This is a genomic window from Vibrio scophthalmi, from assembly GCF_040869025.1.
Lineage (GTDB): Bacteria > Pseudomonadota > Gammaproteobacteria > Enterobacterales > Vibrionaceae > Vibrio > Vibrio scophthalmi.
The window spans coordinates 2,511,722-2,528,829 of record NZ_CP134271.1 but is presented as its reverse complement, the minus strand read 5'-3'; the positions used below and the strand labels follow the sequence as shown (position 1 = coordinate 2,528,829).

15 protein-coding genes are annotated in these 17,108 nt (G+C 44.8%); 8 read left to right on the top strand and 7 right to left on the bottom strand.

Annotation, left to right across the window (positions count from 1 at the left end; translation table 11 throughout):
- Positions 1 to 79: 79 nt before the first annotated feature.
- The 3 genes from clpX to tig all read right to left on the bottom strand — a co-directional run bounded on the left by clpX (position 80) and on the right by tig (position 3,506).
- Complete coding sequence (gene clpX / locus RJD38_RS11660) at positions 80 to 1,360, bottom strand: ATP-dependent protease ATP-binding subunit ClpX (RefSeq protein WP_005595878.1); 1,281 nt, start codon at positions 1,358 to 1,360, stop codon at positions 80 to 82.
- Between the two features lie 123 nt (positions 1,361 to 1,483).
- Entirely contained in the window at positions 1,484 to 2,098 is a 615-nt protein-coding gene (gene clpP / locus RJD38_RS11655) for an ATP-dependent Clp endopeptidase proteolytic subunit ClpP (protein WP_005595876.1), read from the bottom strand.
- A gap of 106 nt (positions 2,099 to 2,204) precedes the next feature.
- A complete protein-coding gene (tig, locus tag RJD38_RS11650) occupies positions 2,205 to 3,506 on the bottom strand; it encodes a trigger factor (RefSeq protein ID WP_005595874.1) in 1,302 nt (433 codons plus the stop codon).
- A gap of 535 nt (positions 3,507 to 4,041) precedes the next feature.
- On the opposite strand from tig, the gene RJD38_RS11645 reads away from it, so the two are divergent.
- Together RJD38_RS11645 and RJD38_RS11640 are read left to right on the top strand one after the other, a co-directional pair.
- Positions 4,042 to 5,877 carry an ATP-binding protein gene (locus RJD38_RS11645; RefSeq protein WP_197497793.1) on the top strand — a complete coding sequence of 612 codons (1,836 nt, stop codon included), beginning with the start codon at positions 4,042 to 4,044 and terminating at the stop codon, positions 5,875 to 5,877.
- Positions 5,877 to 7,214 (top strand): sigma-54-dependent transcriptional regulator, encoded by a 1,338-nt coding sequence (locus tag RJD38_RS11640; protein WP_065545507.1) that lies wholly within the window; start codon positions 5,877 to 5,879, stop codon positions 7,212 to 7,214. Before RJD38_RS11645 ends, RJD38_RS11640 begins: the two co-directional genes overlap by 1 nt.
- Positions 7,215 to 7,268: 54 nt before the next feature.
- On the opposite strand, the gene RJD38_RS11635 is transcribed toward RJD38_RS11640, so the two are convergent.
- From RJD38_RS11635 to hutW, 4 genes are all read right to left on the bottom strand, one after another.
- Complete coding sequence (locus RJD38_RS11635; protein WP_065545508.1) at positions 7,269 to 9,392, bottom strand: TonB-dependent hemoglobin/transferrin/lactoferrin family receptor; 2,124 nt, start codon at positions 9,390 to 9,392, stop codon at positions 7,269 to 7,271.
- Positions 9,393 to 9,476: 84 nt separating this feature from the next.
- Positions 9,477 to 10,061, bottom strand: a complete 585-nt coding sequence (hutZ, locus tag RJD38_RS11630) for a heme utilization protein HutZ (protein WP_065545509.1) — start codon at positions 10,059 to 10,061, stop codon at positions 9,477 to 9,479.
- Positions 10,058 to 10,579 carry a heme utilization cystosolic carrier protein HutX gene (gene hutX / locus RJD38_RS11625; RefSeq protein WP_005595860.1) on the bottom strand — a complete coding sequence of 174 codons (522 nt, stop codon included), beginning with the start codon at positions 10,577 to 10,579 and terminating at the stop codon, positions 10,058 to 10,060. Before hutX ends, hutZ begins: the two co-directional genes overlap by 4 nt.
- 35 nt (positions 10,580 to 10,614) lie before the next feature.
- On the bottom strand, positions 10,615 to 12,024 hold the full coding sequence (hutW, locus tag RJD38_RS11620; RefSeq protein WP_065545510.1) for a heme anaerobic degradation radical SAM methyltransferase ChuW/HutW: 1,410 nt from the start codon (positions 12,022 to 12,024) through the stop codon (positions 10,615 to 10,617).
- Positions 12,025 to 12,331: 307 nt separating this feature from the next.
- Here hutW and RJD38_RS11615 point away from each other — a divergent pair, with 307 nt between their 5' ends.
- Genes RJD38_RS11615 through RJD38_RS11590 form a run of 6 tightly spaced genes read left to right on the top strand, consistent with a single transcriptional unit; the run spans position 12,332 to position 17,106 of the window.
- Positions 12,332 to 13,159, top strand: a complete 828-nt coding sequence (locus RJD38_RS11615) for an energy transducer TonB (RefSeq protein ID WP_367971308.1) — start codon at positions 12,332 to 12,334, stop codon at positions 13,157 to 13,159.
- Positions 13,160 to 13,170: 11 nt separating this feature from the next.
- Positions 13,171 to 13,887: a MotA/TolQ/ExbB proton channel family protein gene (locus RJD38_RS11610; RefSeq protein ID WP_005595851.1), complete on the top strand. Its 717-nt coding sequence runs from the start codon at positions 13,171 to 13,173 to the stop codon at positions 13,885 to 13,887.
- Positions 13,887 to 14,321 (top strand): ExbD/TolR family protein, encoded by a 435-nt coding sequence (locus RJD38_RS11605; protein WP_065545511.1) that lies wholly within the window; start codon positions 13,887 to 13,889, stop codon positions 14,319 to 14,321. The genes RJD38_RS11610 and RJD38_RS11605 overlap by 1 nt, the downstream gene beginning before the upstream one ends.
- Entirely contained in the window at positions 14,321 to 15,193 is an 873-nt protein-coding gene (locus tag RJD38_RS11600; RefSeq protein WP_065545512.1) for a heme/hemin ABC transporter substrate-binding protein, read from the top strand. The genes RJD38_RS11605 and RJD38_RS11600 overlap by 1 nt, the downstream gene beginning before the upstream one ends.
- A 24-nt stretch (positions 15,194 to 15,217) precedes the next feature.
- Positions 15,218 to 16,273 (top strand): FecCD family ABC transporter permease, encoded by a 1,056-nt coding sequence (locus RJD38_RS11595; protein WP_005595846.1) that lies wholly within the window; start codon positions 15,218 to 15,220, stop codon positions 16,271 to 16,273.
- Positions 16,273 to 17,106 (top strand): heme ABC transporter ATP-binding protein, encoded by an 834-nt coding sequence (locus RJD38_RS11590; RefSeq protein ID WP_065545513.1) that lies wholly within the window; start codon positions 16,273 to 16,275, stop codon positions 17,104 to 17,106. The genes RJD38_RS11595 and RJD38_RS11590 overlap by 1 nt, the downstream gene beginning before the upstream one ends.
- Positions 17,107 to 17,108: the final 2 nt, after the last annotated feature.

The following is a 17,108-nucleotide window of genomic DNA, read 5'->3' as shown; positions in this document are numbered from 1 at the left end:
TTGATTGGATTCAATAGAGGAATAAAAAAAAGGAGGATTTCATATCCTCCTTTTTTATTGGCTGTTGCTAGTAACGAAATTACGATTCCGCGCCAGCAGCTTGGCTGTCTGTGTTGCTGTAAATTAGCAGTGGTTCAGACTCACCATTGATTACTGATTCATCAATCACAACTTTACTTACGTTGTCCATTGAAGGCAGTTCATACATGGTCTCAAGCAATACAGCTTCTAGAATTGAACGTAGACCACGAGCACCTGTTTTACGATCCATCGCTTTTTTAGCAATAGCACGTAGTGCATCTTCGCGGAATTCCAATTCAGAATCTTCAAGTTCAAATAGCGCAGCGTACTGTTTCGTTAGTGCGTTCTTTGGCTCACAAAGAATTTGGATTAACGCTTCTTCATCCAATTCAGTCAGTGTCGTTGTTACTGGTAGACGACCGATGAATTCAGGAATAAGACCGTATTTAACCAAATCTTCAGGCTCAACTTGCTTAAACAGTTCGCCAACGGTTTTGTTTTCGTCTTTTGAACGCACTTCTGCGCCAAAGCCGATACCAGCACCGGTTGCAACACGTTGATCAATGACTTTATCTAGGCCAGCAAATGCGCCGCCACAGATGAAGAGGATCTTCGATGTATCAACTTGAAGGAATTCTTGTTGAGGGTGCTTACGGCCACCTTGTGGTGGAACTGAAGCAACGGTACCTTCGATAAGTTTTAGTAGCGCTTGTTGAACACCTTCACCAGACACGTCACGCGTGATTGATGGGTTTTCAGCTTTACGAGAGATCTTATCGATTTCATCAATGTAAACAATACCACGCTCTGCTTTCGCCACGTCGTAATCACATTTCTGAAGTAACTTCTGGATGATGTTTTCTACGTCTTCACCTACGTAACCTGCTTCTGTCAGGGTGGTAGCATCCGCCATAGTAAACGGTACATCTAGGAAGCGAGCCAACGTTTCTGCAAGCAGTGTTTTACCACTACCGGTTGGACCGATAAGCAGAATGTTACTCTTACCAAGCTCAACACCTTCGCTCGTTGTATCACCATTACGTAAACGCTTGTAGTGGTTGTAAACGGCTACGGCTAGCACTTTTTTAGCGTAATCTTGGCCAATCACATAATCATCAAGGTGCTCACGAATCTCGCGTGGCTTAGGCAACGCTTCAGATTGTTTCTTAGGAAGCACATCTTTGACTTCTTCGCGAATAATGTCGTTACATAGATCAACACATTCATCGCAAACGTAGACTGACGGACCGGCGATTAACTTGCGAACTTCGTGCTGGCTTTTGCCGCAGAAAGAGCAGTACAGCAGCTTACTGCCGCTCTCTTTGCTTTTATCTGTCATTCGCTAACCTCTTAGCCTTAACTCTATACGCTTTGAGTGTATAACAGTTTGGGGTAACTTTCCCCTCAGAATTGAGCAGAACCTCCGCTCAATTCAGCTAAACTGGACTCAAAGCAAGTTTCATTAACCGCGGTGGGTTAACACTTGATCGATAATACCGTATTCGGCCGCTTGCGCCGCTGACATGAAGTTATCACGATCAGTGTCACGCTCAATAATATCCATCGGCTGACCAGTGTGCTCTGCAAGCAAGTTGTTCAGCTTTTCTTTGATAGATAGAATTTCTTGGGCGTGAATTTGGATATCTGACGCTTGGCCTTGGAATCCGCCTAGTGGCTGGTGAATCATGACACGTGAGTTAGGCAAAGCAAAACGCTTACCTTTCGCGCCACCAGCAAGGAGGAATGCACCCATAGAACAAGCTTGACCTGTACATAGCGTGCTCACATTTGGCTTGATGAACTGCATGGTATCGTAAATAGCCATACCTGCAGTAACGCTGCCACCTGGAGAGTTGATGTAAAGGAAAATATCTTTATCTGGGTTTTCAGATTCAAGGAAAAGCAACTGGGCAACCACTAGGTTCGCCATGTTGTCTTCCACCTGACCTGTCAAGAAGATGATGCGTTCTTTTAGCAAGCGAGAATAAATATCGTAAGAACGTTCACCACGGGAAGTTTGTTCAACCACCATCGGCACTAGTGCGTTCATGATAGTATTTTGTTCTTGGTAGCTCATATTCTGATGTCCCTAAAATAAATGGCCCGGATGATGAATATCACACGGACCATTGTTAGCAGAATAGTTAATGCTTAGTCAACTTTTCTACGCAAGATATTGCTTATTAAGCAGGCTGTTGGTTCATAAGCTCGTTGAAGCCAACTGCTTTTTCAGTAACCTGAGCTTTAGCGATGATTGCGTCAATAGCTTGCTCTTCTAGAGCGATGTTGCGCATGTTGTTCATCATTTGCTCGTTTTGCTCGTAGTAAGCAACAACTTCAGTTGGATCTTCGTAAGCAGTCGCCATCTCTTCGATTAGAGATTTCACTTTAGCGTCATCCGCTTTAAGTTCTTCAGACTTGATTACTTCACCTAGAAGAAGACCTACAACTACGCGACGTTTAGCTTGCTCTTCGAACAATTCACGTGGCAGTTGAGCAGCTGCTTCTGGGTTACCACCGAAACGTTGAGCTGCTTGTTGACGAAGAACTTGGATCTCTTGGTCGATTAGCGCTGCAGGTACGTCGATGTCGTTTTCTTTAACTAGACCGTCGATTGCTTGCTGTTTGATGCGGTTCTTAACAGCTTGCTTAAGTTCACGTTCCATATTCTTACGAACTTCAGCTTTAAGTGCGTCAATGCCGCCTTCAACTACGCCGAACTTAGCAACGAATTCGTCGTTTAGTTCTGGAAGTTCACGAGCTTCAACTTTGTTTACTTTGATTGCAAACTTAGCTGCTTTACCTTTTAGGTTTTCAGCGTGGTAATCTTCTGGGAAAGTCACATCGATTTCGAATTCCATACCAGCTGTTTTACCAGTGATACCGTCTTCAAAACCAGGAATCATGCGACCAGCGCCCATCTCTAGTGGGAAGTTCTCAGCTTTACCGCCTTCGAACACTTCACCGTCGATAGAACCAACGAAATCGATTGATGCACGTTTGCCTTCTTCAGCTGCTTCTTCAACTTCTTTCCAAGTTGCTTGCTGCTTACGTAGCGTGTCGATCATTTCTTCAACGTCAGAATCTTGTACATCCGCTTGTGGTTTTTCTACAGCGATGTTTTCAAGACCTTTAAGAGCGATCTCTGGGTACACTTCGAAAGTTGCGTTGAATACTAGATCAGCGCCTTCTTTTGTCTCAACAGGAGCAAAAGTTGGAGTACCAGCTGGGTTGATCTTTTCTTTAACGATCGCTTCGATGAAATGACGGTGCATTACTTCACCCATCACGTCTTGACGTACTGCTTTACCGTACATCTGAGCAACCATCTTCATTGGCACTTTGCCTTTACGGAAGCCATCGAAACGACGGTTTTTAGCGATGTTGCGTAGTTCAGCAGTAACAGCGTCTTCGATGTTTGCAGCTGGAACAGTAATGTTTAGACGGCGCTCTAGGCCTTCTAGCGTTTCAACAGTAACTTGCATTATAAATTAACCTCAATACTGGCTCGGTTAAACCGAGCGTATGAGCTACCGAAGCAAAGCTTGGTAACTGCATCCTTGTTTGTACTCTAAGAGCACCTATTTAGATTCGAGAATCGACAACACTGATTCGCGCTATCGAACTAATTAGCGATATCTTTTCTGTTCATCGCCGTTCAAGCCATTTCAGCTATCATCACAGCGCACCCAGCGAAAGGTATCTCCGATTAGTCTCAGGATATAAATTTAGACGCAGCATTCTAACGACCTAGGCCATAGCTGTCGAGCCGATCCCATCCAACATTCAGGGAATATCCTAAATTCTCATTTAACTGCTACAAAAACGAACGATAAAGCAGTCAATGTACACAGAAATGGGGACATTAATGTGTTTTTCAATAGAAACTAGCGTTTTTTTTAATTGGAGTAATAAAAGGAGATCTAAGTCCGGTTTTATCGCCCATTTTCACAAAGCGGTACAACACCTTGATAACAAAACCCGATAGGCTGACGCTAAAAGGATTGATAAGGATTTTACATCTTGGCTATTCGACGCGTGAATCTCTACATTTTGGTGCTGTTTTTTCTCTGCCTAGCCTTGGGAGGTCGTTGGGTGTGGAACCTGAACTATCAAGCCCAACTTGAGCAACATCAGGCACAATTAGATCGCTTTGCTAGCCACATTAACACCAAACTGGATAAATACGCCCACTTGCCACAGTTGCTCGCGCAAGATAAAGAAATCATTTCCGCCCTACTCAAACCGAAGAACTCAGCACAGATCGATATTACCAATCGCTACTTGGCCCAGGTCAATCAAGTGATTAATGCCGCCGATAGCTATTTACTCGATGCCCAAGGTACAACTTTAGCGGCCAGCAACTGGGATTTACCACGCAGTTTCATCGGACGTAATTTCGCATGGCGGCCGTATTTCTCACAGGCCATACAGGGCGATAGCAGTGAATATTTCGCTTTAGGATCCACCTCTGGGCAACGTGGTTATTACTACAGTTATCCGGTGGTCTATGCAGCGGAAATCATTGGCGTCATCGTGATAAAAATGGACCTCACCGCCATCGAAGCGAACTGGAATAGTGAGAACAATTACTTCGTCGCCACCGACGTCAATCAAGTCATTTTTATGTCGAGCAATCCTCAGTGGCTATTTCACAGCTTGAGTGATATCGATCAGCAAACCCAACAACAGATCGTTCAATCTAGGCGCTATCTCGATTCTGCCCTCCCTTCACTTGGCCTACAAGGTGATTTCAACCTCGGTCAAACAGAATTTCAAGACGTAACCAAAGGCGGAGGGCAAGGCGATTATATTGTGTCGTCCCGAGCACTGAAAGATGTCGACCTCATCATTCGCGTGCTCTCGCCAAAACGAACGGTGCTTTGGCCTACGTTGAGCTTTTTACTGGTACTGACACTGTTTTTCACCATTGCGATTCTCTCCTTACAACTCGTCCACCAGCAAAATCAAAGAAAGCGCCAGTTTGAACAGTTACAGTTAGAAGCCAAACAAAAATTAGAGTTTTTAGTCATGGAACGCACCGCAGAGTTGCATGCTGAAAACCATGAAAGAGAAAAAACCGAACAGGTATTACGACAAACCCAAAATGAGCTAATTCAAGCTGCCAAACTTGCGGTGTTAGGCCAGATGTCAGCCAGTATCAGCCATGAACTCAATAACCCACTCGCGGCGATTCGTAGTTTTGCAGATAACGGCCGACGCTTTTTAGCAAAAGGCGAAACTGAGCGAACAGATGACAATTTAAGCCGCATCTCAGCACTGACAATACGGATGGCAAAAATTAGCGAGCAACTCAAATCCTTCGCCCGTAAATCTGACAGTGCAGAGCGGCACACATTAAATCTCATCCCTGTGGTTGAAGCTGCACTGGCGTTAACTTCTCCTCAATTGAAAGCCAAACAAATAACGGTAGCAACCGAGTTTGCTGATGATTCAATTAAGGTTGAGGTCAACCCGATCCAGCTTGAACAAGTGCTGGTTAATTTAGTCAGTAATGCCATTCAGGCCATAGAGACACAAGCCGAGCGCAAAATAGCACTGAGTATTGAAACAACAGACACTGAAGTACATGTTCATATTGATGACAATGGGGATGGCATTGATGACAAAACAAAAATGAAACTGTTTGAACCCTTTTACACCACCAAAAAGAATGGTCTTGGCTTAGGTCTATCTATCTCACAACAAATCATGCATGCCATGGAGGGGGACCTCACCTCCTCTTCTTCGCCACTTGGTGGGGCGCGTTTTACCTTGTTACTGAGTAAAAGTGCTTCGTCTCACACGGCGAAAACCATTGATATAACGAACCCACAACCGATAAAGGACGAATGATGGACGACGTTTTTTTTATCGATGACGAAAGCGATATCCGAATTGCCATCGAGCAAAGCTTCGAGCTGGAGAATATTTCTGCGCGTTTTTTTGCCGATGCAGAGCAAGCGTTATTGGCCATCAAAGCCGATGGCTTACCAAAAGTCGTCATTAGCGATATTTGTTTACCAGGCATTTCTGGAGAAAGCCTACTCTCAACCATCCTTAACCAAGATACTGATGTCCCGGTGATCTTAATAACCGGTCATGGCGATATCGCGATGGCCGTAAAAGCACTGCGTAACGGCGCCTACGACTTTATCGAAAAACCTTTTTCGGTTGATCGTCTCATCGATACCACTCGGCGAGCGCTCGATAAGCGTAATCTGACTCTCGAAAATCAAGCATTAAAACGTAACCTCAAAGCAAGCCAGACTTTAGGGCCTCGTATCATCGGTGATAGCCAATTGATGATCACTCTCCGCGATACCATTACGCATATTGCTGATACGCAAGCGGATATTCTTTTATTTGGTGAGACAGGCACAGGTAAAGAGCTGTTTGCCCGTTCAATTCATGAACAAAGCGCACGTCGAGAGCAAAATTTCGTTGCCATCAATTGCGGCGCGGTGGCTGAAAATTTGATTGAAAGTGAGCTTTATGGCCACGAAAAAGGCGCATTTACCGGAGCCGATAGCATTCGTATCGGCAAACTCGAACATGCCAATGGCGGAACGCTGTTTTTAGATGAAATCGAGTCCATGCCGATGCAGGCACAAATTCGCTTATTGCGAGTATTACAAGAGCGCAGCATCGAACGAGTGGGATCAAATTCGCTCATTCCGATTGATATTCGCGTGATCGCCGCGACGAAAGTCGACCTAAAACTAGCTGCCGAGCGCGGGGAGTTTCGTCAAGACCTCTATTATCGTCTAAACGTAGTGACATTAGATCTGCCACCACTCCGTCGGCGAAAAGAGGATATTCCGGCCCTATTCCATCATTTTTTGTTGGTGGCCGCCGCCCGCTATGGCAAAGACGCAGCCTCAATTCCGCAAGCAGATCTGCAAGCGTTACTTGGCCATGACTGGCCGGGTAACGTCAGAGAGCTAAGAAATAGTGCGGAGCGATTCGTTTTGCTAGGCAACTTAGGCCAACTGGATAACGTGAATTCTGCCGAATTAAATGCGCCAACGCTAACAGACCAAGTGGCAGAATTTGAGAAATTGGCTATCGAACAAGCACTAACCAGCAATGGCGGTCGCATCAATGAGACGATGCAACAATTGCAGGTAGCTCGTAAAACCTTATACGATAAAATGCAGAAATATGGGTTGGATAAGAATGATTATAAATAATAAAGGGCACCACGTGCCCTTTAAAAAATCATCTAAACAATGATTTAAGATCGACTAGAAATCATACTTAACCGTAACGGCCCAATTGCGGCTCGCTTGAGTTAAATCTTTATCAACAATGGTTTCACCCTTAACATCATTCCAGCTGTAATACTCTTCGTCAGTTAAGTTGAAGACACCAGCTCGAAGTGTTAAATCCTCCATTGGCTTGTAGTAAGCGGTTAAATCAACCACGGTCGCGCTCGAAATAGGCAGAATATCGGACTCGTCAGTATTGATATCACTCTTTTTCTTCGCTGCAGTATAACTAAAGTTTAAAGAAGTTCCCCACTGGTTAATCGAATCATAATTCAATCCAATCACGGCATTCCATGGATTGACATCGTTCAGAGGTTTACCTTCGCCATCTTTTCCTTCCGTATAAGCGGCCGCAACTCGCGAACTGAAACCTTCAACAGGCATAAAGCTATCCCACGACAGACGATTGGATAATTCAATACCTTTGATCACCGCCTCTTCGACATTCACATATTGAATGATTGCAGGATTCATTGGATTTCTCATTTCACCTGAGACTTGTTTAGATTCAATAAAGTTATCGTAATCACTGTAGAAAACAGCAATCTCACTCTGTGAAATATCGTTATTGTGTCTCCAACCTAATTCGTACGAGATACTTTCTTCAGCTTTCAAATCCGGATTTGGCTTATTGATATAACCATGATTCGGGTTACCGAAAGAGTAATAGAGCTCTTTAAATTCTGGAGCGCGGAAACCTTGACTCACTTGAGCAAAAATTCGGTGTTCTTGGTTTAATTTGTAGATCGCCCCTAATCGCCCCGTCACTGCTGAATCAGAAAACTTGGTGTAATCACTTTGGGCATTGCCGCTTGGGTTGGCAGTTGCATCACCTGGATCGGTGTTAAATGAGTCAAAGCGTAATCCTGGAGTAATAATCCAATCACCCATGGTAATTTCATCTTGAACGAACAGACCATAGCGACTTTCACTGGCACTCGGCATATAGAAAATTTCTTTATCTGCGCCTGGATTATTGCGTTCTTTATTGATGTTTTTTATGTCTTTATCTTGGTAAGACATACCATAAACAATGTAGTGCTCGGTCGAACCTAGTGAAAGGAATTTATCTAACTGAATATCAAACTGGTAACCTTTATCACTGTAGATATAGTCTTTGGTTTGAGCGATAGGAATGGCCCCTGGATTGTTAGGTTCAACCGTTCGATTTGTTAGCGCGCTTTCATCTTTATTGAGATAGCTCAATTGCCATTCAATCGCATCAGCGATTACAAGATCGCCCCCCCAAATATGTTTGATGCCAAGTTGATATTGTTTAGTTGTGTCATTACTCGATGCATTTGAGTAGCTTGAGTAACGATTCGACTCGTAAGTCTGCGGCCCTGTACTCTCATTGCGAATATAGTTACCACTGAACTCGATTCTGTTGGCTTGATTAAGTTGATATTGCAACTTGACCAGTAAGTCATTAGCTTCACTATCCAACGATTCCGGACTGCCAAAGTTTTCTAGTTCTTTACCATCTCGTCGCGTATAGGCCACAAGTGATTCTAATTCTCCGACCTTGTTCGCTAGAGCGACAGATTCACTAAACGTTCTATCCGCTGAGGAGTAATTAAATTTCGCATGACCACCAACATCTCGCCCTTGGAGGAAATCGGCAGGATCTTTGGTTTCAAAAGCAACGATACCGCCAATTGCATCCGAACCTTGCAATGAGGAAGCCGCACCTTTAACCACTTCAACAGATTTCAATAAATCTGTATCCACTTCAACTCTTGATGAATTGAGAAACGTGCCACCAGAATCAAATTGATTCCCTTGTGATACTCCATCAACCAGTACTTTGATACGGTTTCCTTCAATACCGCGGATATTAATGCCCTGCACACCTTGACGAGCATTGGTTTCCACCGTAACACCCGGAGTATATTTGAACAGGTCATCAAGACCTGTAACCATATCATTTTCAATCTCAGTATCTGTTATAACAGATACTGAGGCAGCAACATCGTCTAGTTGGTTGTTTGTACGTGTCGCTGATACCACTACTTCATCGAATGAGTAGACTTCTTCTGCCAATGTTGGAGCAGATAAAACAGCGCTGATTAACAGCGCAAGTTGAGTTTGCTTTATCATCAATATATCCATTTAGAATGATTAAAAAACTCCCTCGATTTAGAATATTATTAATAGGGAGTCTGAGAGTTCCGCAAGGCGCAATTATGCCGTACGGGCTTTTTCGGCTTGAACGTGTCCTTCGGCGAGATGAACAAAATCCAGTAAATCATTACCCGAAATTTCAAATGCCTGGCCGAATCCTTTTACATAACGTCCCGACTCTGGCGTCAGACGATACAAATTAAAGTCCCCAAGCTCGCTTAGGTTGTCGATGATCTCGCCAAAACGAGCTTGTAAAGCTGCAACACCGCGTTGCCAAGTGGGTGAGTGTCTTTCAACCAATTCTGCTGTGGTGTCGAATGTTAAACGCTTACGCGCATAGATCTGTTTTGCTTCACTCTCGTCTTGCACCATCATGATCGAGACATTGCGATTGGTTTTGAGATTACGCCCATGAGAGGCGATATCACTCACCAAGATATAATAGGCTTGGCTATCAAAAGCGAACGGTGCGTAAGTGGCATTAGGAATGCCTTCTGGGCTGATCGTTGCAAGCTGAAGTGTTTGGCGAGAATCTCTAAATTCTTGTACTTCTGGCTCTAAACGATTTTGTAGACGCTCTCGACGTACCTCTTCTCTTTGAGAGGTTTGGTCTTGATTATTTTCTGGCTGACTTTCTAAACTCATGCGCTTAATTGCTCCTTCATTTTGCCAAATTCGATCACTTGTTCTACGAGTAGTTGACGCTTTTTGTCACGCCCAACATAGACTTTAAAAATGCAGTTACCCTCAGCATCAAAAAAACCAATATAGTGGCTTTCCATACGACGAAATGGCTTACTAACAAACGCGATATGGGCAACTAAGTCGAGACGCAAGTGACCATGCAACTCACCTTCTCTCCCCATAAGATTGTAGTAACCATGGGCTTCCTTTCCTTTGGGAAATGGGGCTTTAGTTTCAAATATTGACCCAAACGAGTGGACAATCGTCGTAACGTTTCCCCAAGCAGGCAATTGCTCTAAGATCGCTTGAGCATGCTGTCCATCAACCTGCGTCAACATCGCTTCTGGCAATGCAAAGGTGATCGCGCCTTCGCTCAATGCAAGTTGCTGAGACATTTCGGACACTGGAGTGGCTGCATCAAGAGCCAGTGCTGCAGTTACTTTCTGTTTTACTTCTGTCATTGAACATGTGCTGTACATGCTTTCTCCTTAGGTTCGAATTTATCTAACGGTTGTTAGCCAGCTAAAGCCAAGCGATTCGCTTGATCGTTCTGGATAACTTTAATGAGATTCGTCGCCAAATTAACCGACCAAAATTGGCCAGCTTGTGTGAGTGCAACCGCCTGTTCGGTTATCGTCACAAGTCCCCGTAACTGCCAAGCTTCAAATAGCGGCATCAATCGCTCAAACCATGGGATAAAGTCATGTTTTAGCAACACTCCTCGGTCAAATGCGGCTTTGAATTGGTTCAGAGAAGCGTTGTTTGGGTCACTTTTAAACGCCATACCAACAGGGAACTGCTGCTGTTGAATAGCCTCGATGTATGCATTCATATCGCGGTGCTGCATCGCACTTATGCCATTGAAATTACCACCCGCACCTGCACCGATAGGCAATACTTCCGCATTGGTTTTCGCTAAGCTGTTATAAATACTTCGCTCACGATTCGTTGAAGCCCAATGGTTCACACTCAAGCGACGTTGATGAAAACGGGCCATAAAGTCCGCTCCCATTTTGTACATTTCAGCTTTGGTTGCCGTATTGGCGGGTTGAGGAAGTTTCCCCTGTTCGATCAAACGTGCCATTGGCAAGTTTTGCAATTCAAGTAATTGGTAGAGATCGACACCATCAACGCCTGTTTCGAGATACATCTGCAAATCACTTTGCCAAATGTCTAGCGTCTGATATGGCAAACCATAGAGCAAATCGATCACGATAGGCGCAGCGTTATAACGCACCATCTTTTGTAACGTCTCAATGACTACGTCGCCATCATCAAGACGTTTAGCCGCCCGACGAACCTTGCTATCAAAGCTCTGCACACCTAGAGAAAATCGGTTAAATCCCCCTTCAAGCGCTGACTCAAACTTTGCCTCACTAAAGCGGTTCACTCGGCCCTCTAAGGTAATTTCACAGTCCGGTGTCAATGGGAAGTACTGGCGAATCATCTGGCCTAGCTGTTTGATTTGCTCAGCACTTAGATCCGTTGGCGTACCACCACCGACGTAAACGGCTTGAAAAGGCATGCTTTGTGTCCAAACAAATGCAGATTTACGCTCAATCTCTAACGTTAATGCAGCAAAGTATTCGGCGATCAATGACTCACTCGAGGCGTACTGGAAAAAGTTGCAGTAGGTACAACGAACTCGACAAAAAGGAATATGAATATAGAGACAGCGTGCTTTGTTCATCGCTGGCGTATTGAGCGCATCTAAAACGCTATCTTGTGTTTTACTTTGCGCTACAGGTACTGAGCCCCCACCAACATGAGGGCCCGTTTTACCGCTAAAAGCAAAACGAAGTGGATCGGGAGTATTCCGACCAACGATAGATTCATCATGACTATCAAACGTAATTACGTCAGTAGCAGGCACATCTAAGCGAGCGACCTCTATAGGGGAAGCTCCTGAGGCGATTGGATTCATAGCGTCTTCATGGCACCTATTTCACTGCACACAAATTGACGAAATGTCAGCAAAAGCATTCAGATTGCTTACTCACTTAGTGGAGAAATGCATCCTGCTGCCGTGCCATGTTCGACGTGAAACTTGTGGGTGAAATCTTATAAAGAAAGTTGTAAATAAGAATTATTCTCGACATAATATAGATCACAAGTGATAATGCAAATGATATTTGATCTCATTATTATTTATCGGATAATAGGTCTCGTTGTTCGGTGTCGGTTTGCTTTCTCACACCATTTTATTACGTCAATTGTTTGTGGGTTTCCTCATGGCAAAGCTTCGCTACTTCATCGCTGGATTGATTGCATGTCTTATTCAAGGCGTGGCGTTGTCATATGCTCCACAAGAGAAAATTCTGCAGGTATCCATGGACCAAGGTATCAATGCCGTGCAGATTCAACTGCTTGCCCAAGCGGCTGCCAAACCCATTGAACAAACAAAAAGTCACCTTGATGACATCAGCAAGCAACAAGAACTCGAACGCCCAACAGAGCCGGAAAAGCCGCAACAAAACAAGCTGAAGACGAACGCTAGCAAGCCTAAACCTGTCGTGGCAAAAAAGCCTACGCTAGAGCCTGCAAAAAAGGAGACATCAAAACCTGCTCCTCTAAAGCATCAGAAAACGGTTATGCCAAAGAGCAAGTCAGATTCTCAAATAACCAATGTGAAGAAGATTGAAAAATCAGTCACTAAGCAAGACATTCCGCCACCAGCTAAACCAAAACTGAAGCCGCAAGAAAACGCAAAAAAAACCATCGAACAAACCGATGAAATGAACGCCGATCCACACCAGAGCGCCGCACAAAATCGTGAACCGATGCTCGTAAGTAAGCCGCAATTCAGTGCCAAACCTGTTCCCGTTTCTTATCCAAGGCTAGCACGTAAAAAAGGACTCGAAGGGAAAACATTGATTGAAGTATGGCTCGATAGAGAAGGAAAACAGGTTAAGCAGAAAGTTATCTCATCCAGCGGCCACTCCATACTGGATCAGCGAGCATTGAATACCATCAAGCAATGGCAATTTTCACGCCGAATAGAGCAAGGCCAAGCTATTGCTCATCGTGTGCAAATTCCGATTAATTTCAAACTACAGTAGTACAACAAATCATGATGCAAACATTGAGTCATCTTCAAAGCCAACTCGGTATCATGACATGGCCACTTATCACCATGTCATTTCTCACTCTGGTTATCTTAATTGAGCGAACCTTCTACATGCTGCTCAATGGTCGAACCTACACCAAACAAATTTTGCAGCAGGTGCATAAACTCGACTTCAATCATGCGGATGAAGTGGATCGTTTTATTACGCAAAAATTAAGTGGCCGCCAGCTCGCATTCCAATCCATGCGTATGCTACTTAACCATCGTCACTTCACTAAACCTTTGCGTGAAGAGGCGGTCAGTATTTGGCTATTTAAGAAACGCCAGCAATTTCGCTCTGGTATCCGTTTGCTATCGATGATTGGTGTTATTAGCCCGCTCATCGGTTTACTTGGTACCGTGTTGGGGTTAATGGAGATGTTCAAAGGTATCACTTCAACTCAAGGGGCAATTTCTCCGGCAAATCTAGCCGATGGTCTCGGCCTTGCGATGACCACCACCGCCGCGGGTTTATTGATTGCCCTACCCGCTATTATGGGAGCGCAACTGCTCAGTATGTGGGTGGAGAAAACCTTAGCCAAAATTGAATACACGCTCAATCATAGCAATTTACATATCGAAGGTATCTCGGTAGACCCTTGTGCAGAAAGTTGCTGTGATAAACAAGAATGCGCTAAGCAAAAAATCTTTATCACGCCTACCACTGAAGAGGTGGTTTGATGATTCAATCACATTCCAAATTCAGCGATGAGGAATTTAAACCCGACTTAACTCCGATGCTCGATATCATCTTTATTGTGATGGTTTTTCTGTTACTTACTGCCAATGTTAGTGTGCAAACACTCAATGTCGACATTCCTAAAACAGAAGAAAGCAACACACTGACCCGACCTGACAAGCCGGTGATCTCTGTAGCGATTCTCTATTCAGATGACCGTTCTGAGTCGGCGAATCAGTGGGCTGTCGATGGATCAGAATTTCACGATTGGAAACAGTTTACTGCGGCGCTACTCAAAGCTCGTAATGAAACCCCCGATAAAGCGATTGTCATTGCGGCGGATAAGAAAGCCAACGTCGAATCCATGCTTAACTTACTCGCTTTTATGCAAACAAATCATATCTCCGCCACAAACATTGTTATGGAAGAACATTAATGAAAAAGCTCGCTTTTGCTTTTGGCCTATTGGTAGCCTCAAGCTCTCTAATGGCACAACAACACACCGAGTCTCAATCCGCGCAAACGAATCGCATTATTAGCGCAGGCTCTAGTATCACTGAGCTTATCGTTGCCTTAGGAGCAAAAGAGCAGTTAGTTGCACTCGACGTAACCAGTAAAAAATACAACCAGGATGAGAAGCTGCCACTGGTCGGTTATCACCGTCAACTCTCTGCCGAAGGGTTAATGGCCTTATCGCCAACTCACCTAATTGGTTCGCATGAGATGGGGCCAGATAGTACGTTAACACTGCTTAAAAATGGCGGAATTGATGTCGAAACCGTTCCATCTGGTGATACTGAGCAAGATCTCTTTAATCGCATCGATAAAATCGCTGCGATTACCGGCACACAAGACAATGCGGTAGACCTAAAAGCTTCAATTCAGTCAAAACTCGATACGATGCAGCAACGAGATGTTGCGGATGCACCAAAGGTTCTGTTTGCGATGCTCAGCAAAGGACGTCCGGCAACGATTGCTGGTGATAAAACCACTATTGATGTCATCGTTAAGCTCGCTGGCGGGCAAAACCCTGCCAAAAGCATGATGAGCTCATACAAACCTGTCTCACAAGAAGCAATGGTAGAGATGCAACCCGATTATCTTTTGGTCACCAAACGTGCATGGCAAGCATTGGGCGGTAAAGAAGGTATTTTAAAAGAGTTTCCATTATTAGCAGCGACCCCCGCTGGAAGCCAAGATCGTATTATTGCCGTAAATGGCAGCGCAATTATCGGTGGGCTGGGTATCGAGAGCTTGGTACTGGCTGATGACCTGTTCAATCAGTTTCACCCCAAAGAATCACAGTAACGATTCACAATGGCAGTTTCCACAATGACAGCGTCACGTCTACTTAGCGCAAAATCACTGTGTATTATCGCAGCGATTTCTCTTTACTTTGCCACGGTCGCATCCATCAGTGTTGGTCCGATGAATATTGGCTTTTTTGATAGCATTAAATCACTGCTACCTAACCTCTTTTTTTCCAGTACCAAGGCTGATCTACCGCCTCATATCACTATGGTCGTGCAACAAGTGCGTTTACCTCGCACTTTGCTCGCGATCGCCGTTGGCGGCATTTTAGCGATTAGCGGCGCGGTAATGCAGGGTTTATTTCGCAATCCATTAGCGGATCCGGGAATTATCGGTGTCTCATCGGGTGCCGCGCTTGGTGCCGCAATCGCGATCGTTCTGTTTGGTGAACTCGCGACCCATTATCCGACTTTACTATTATTTGGTACGGTTCCCGTCTTTGCCTGCCTTGGAGGTACGGTGATTACCTTTGTCGTCTATCGCTTGGGAACTGGTGCCAATGGCACATCAGTGACCATGATGTTACTGGCAGGGGTTGCGATCGCCGCCTTAGCAGGCGCGGCCTTAGGTTTACTTAACTATTTTGCCGACGATCAAGCATTACGTGACCTGTCATTATGGACAATGGGGTCTTTAGCGGGAGCGAACCCTCGCGGTCTATGGCTGGCCTTCATTACTCTAGCGATACTGTTCATCGTTTACTACCGCGACGCAGATAAACTCAATGCGATGTTATTAGGTGAAGCCGAAGCTCGCCATATGGGCATCAATGTGCAATCACTAAAACGACGTTTAATCATTCTTGCCGCTGCAGGGGTGGGTGTCACCGTTGCGCTAGCCGGTATGATCGGCTTTATAGGGTTAATTGTGCCACATCTAGCTCGAATGCTCATTGGACCCAATTTTCGTTCTCTACTACCTGTAACCTTGCTTATGGGTGGTTTGTTACTTTTAGTCGCCGATATGCTCGCTCGCACAGTGGTTGCCCCATTAGATATGCCCGTAGGTATTGTGACCGCTTTACTGGGCGCCCCCTTTTTCATCTGGTTGCTTATCAAACAAAAGGGGCGTTTATAATGTTGTCTCTGTTTTCATCCCATCAAGCTACTCAAGGCCATTCGATCGACGAATATCGCGCACAAACGACGGTCGCCATACAGAATTTATCCATCGCTTTAAGTGGCCGAACCATTCTAGATGACATCAATCTGTCTCTCAATCGAGGTGAATTTACCGCGTTACTTGGCCCTAATGGCACTGGCAAAAGTACATTGCTGAAATCACTTACCGGGGAGATTAGCGCGCGAGGTAATTTTGCATTATTCGGCCAGCCACGTGAACAATGGCGTTCAAACCAACTCGCAAAACACTTTGGTGTATTACCGCAAAGTAGTTCTTTGTCGTTTAATTTTAGCGCGCGTGAAGTCGTTGCACTGGGAGGGCTGGGGCTGTCGATGTCACGCGAGGAACTAGATGGTGTGATTGATGGTTATATGCAACAGACCGATGTTATCCATTTAGCCAACCGAGATTATCCAACATTGTCAGGCGGAGAAAAGCAGCGCATTCATCTCGCCCGAGTTCTAACGCAACTTGAACAAAGTGGTAAGAACAAGATTTTACTCCTTGATGAGCCGACCTCAGCTTTGGATATCCATCATCAACACAGCACACTCGCGCTCGCACAAAAATTGGCACAACAAGGCGCTACCGTCGTTGCGGTATTGCATGATTTGAACTTAGCCGCCCAATACGCCGATCGTATCGTGATCTTAAATGATGGTTCTATCGTTGCTGATGATATTCCTGAAAAAGCGCTGAGTTCTAATGTCATTGAACAAGTTTATCAGCACAAGGTGTCGATCATCACTCACCCAAGCCTAGGACACCCAGTAGTGATTGCGGCTTAATA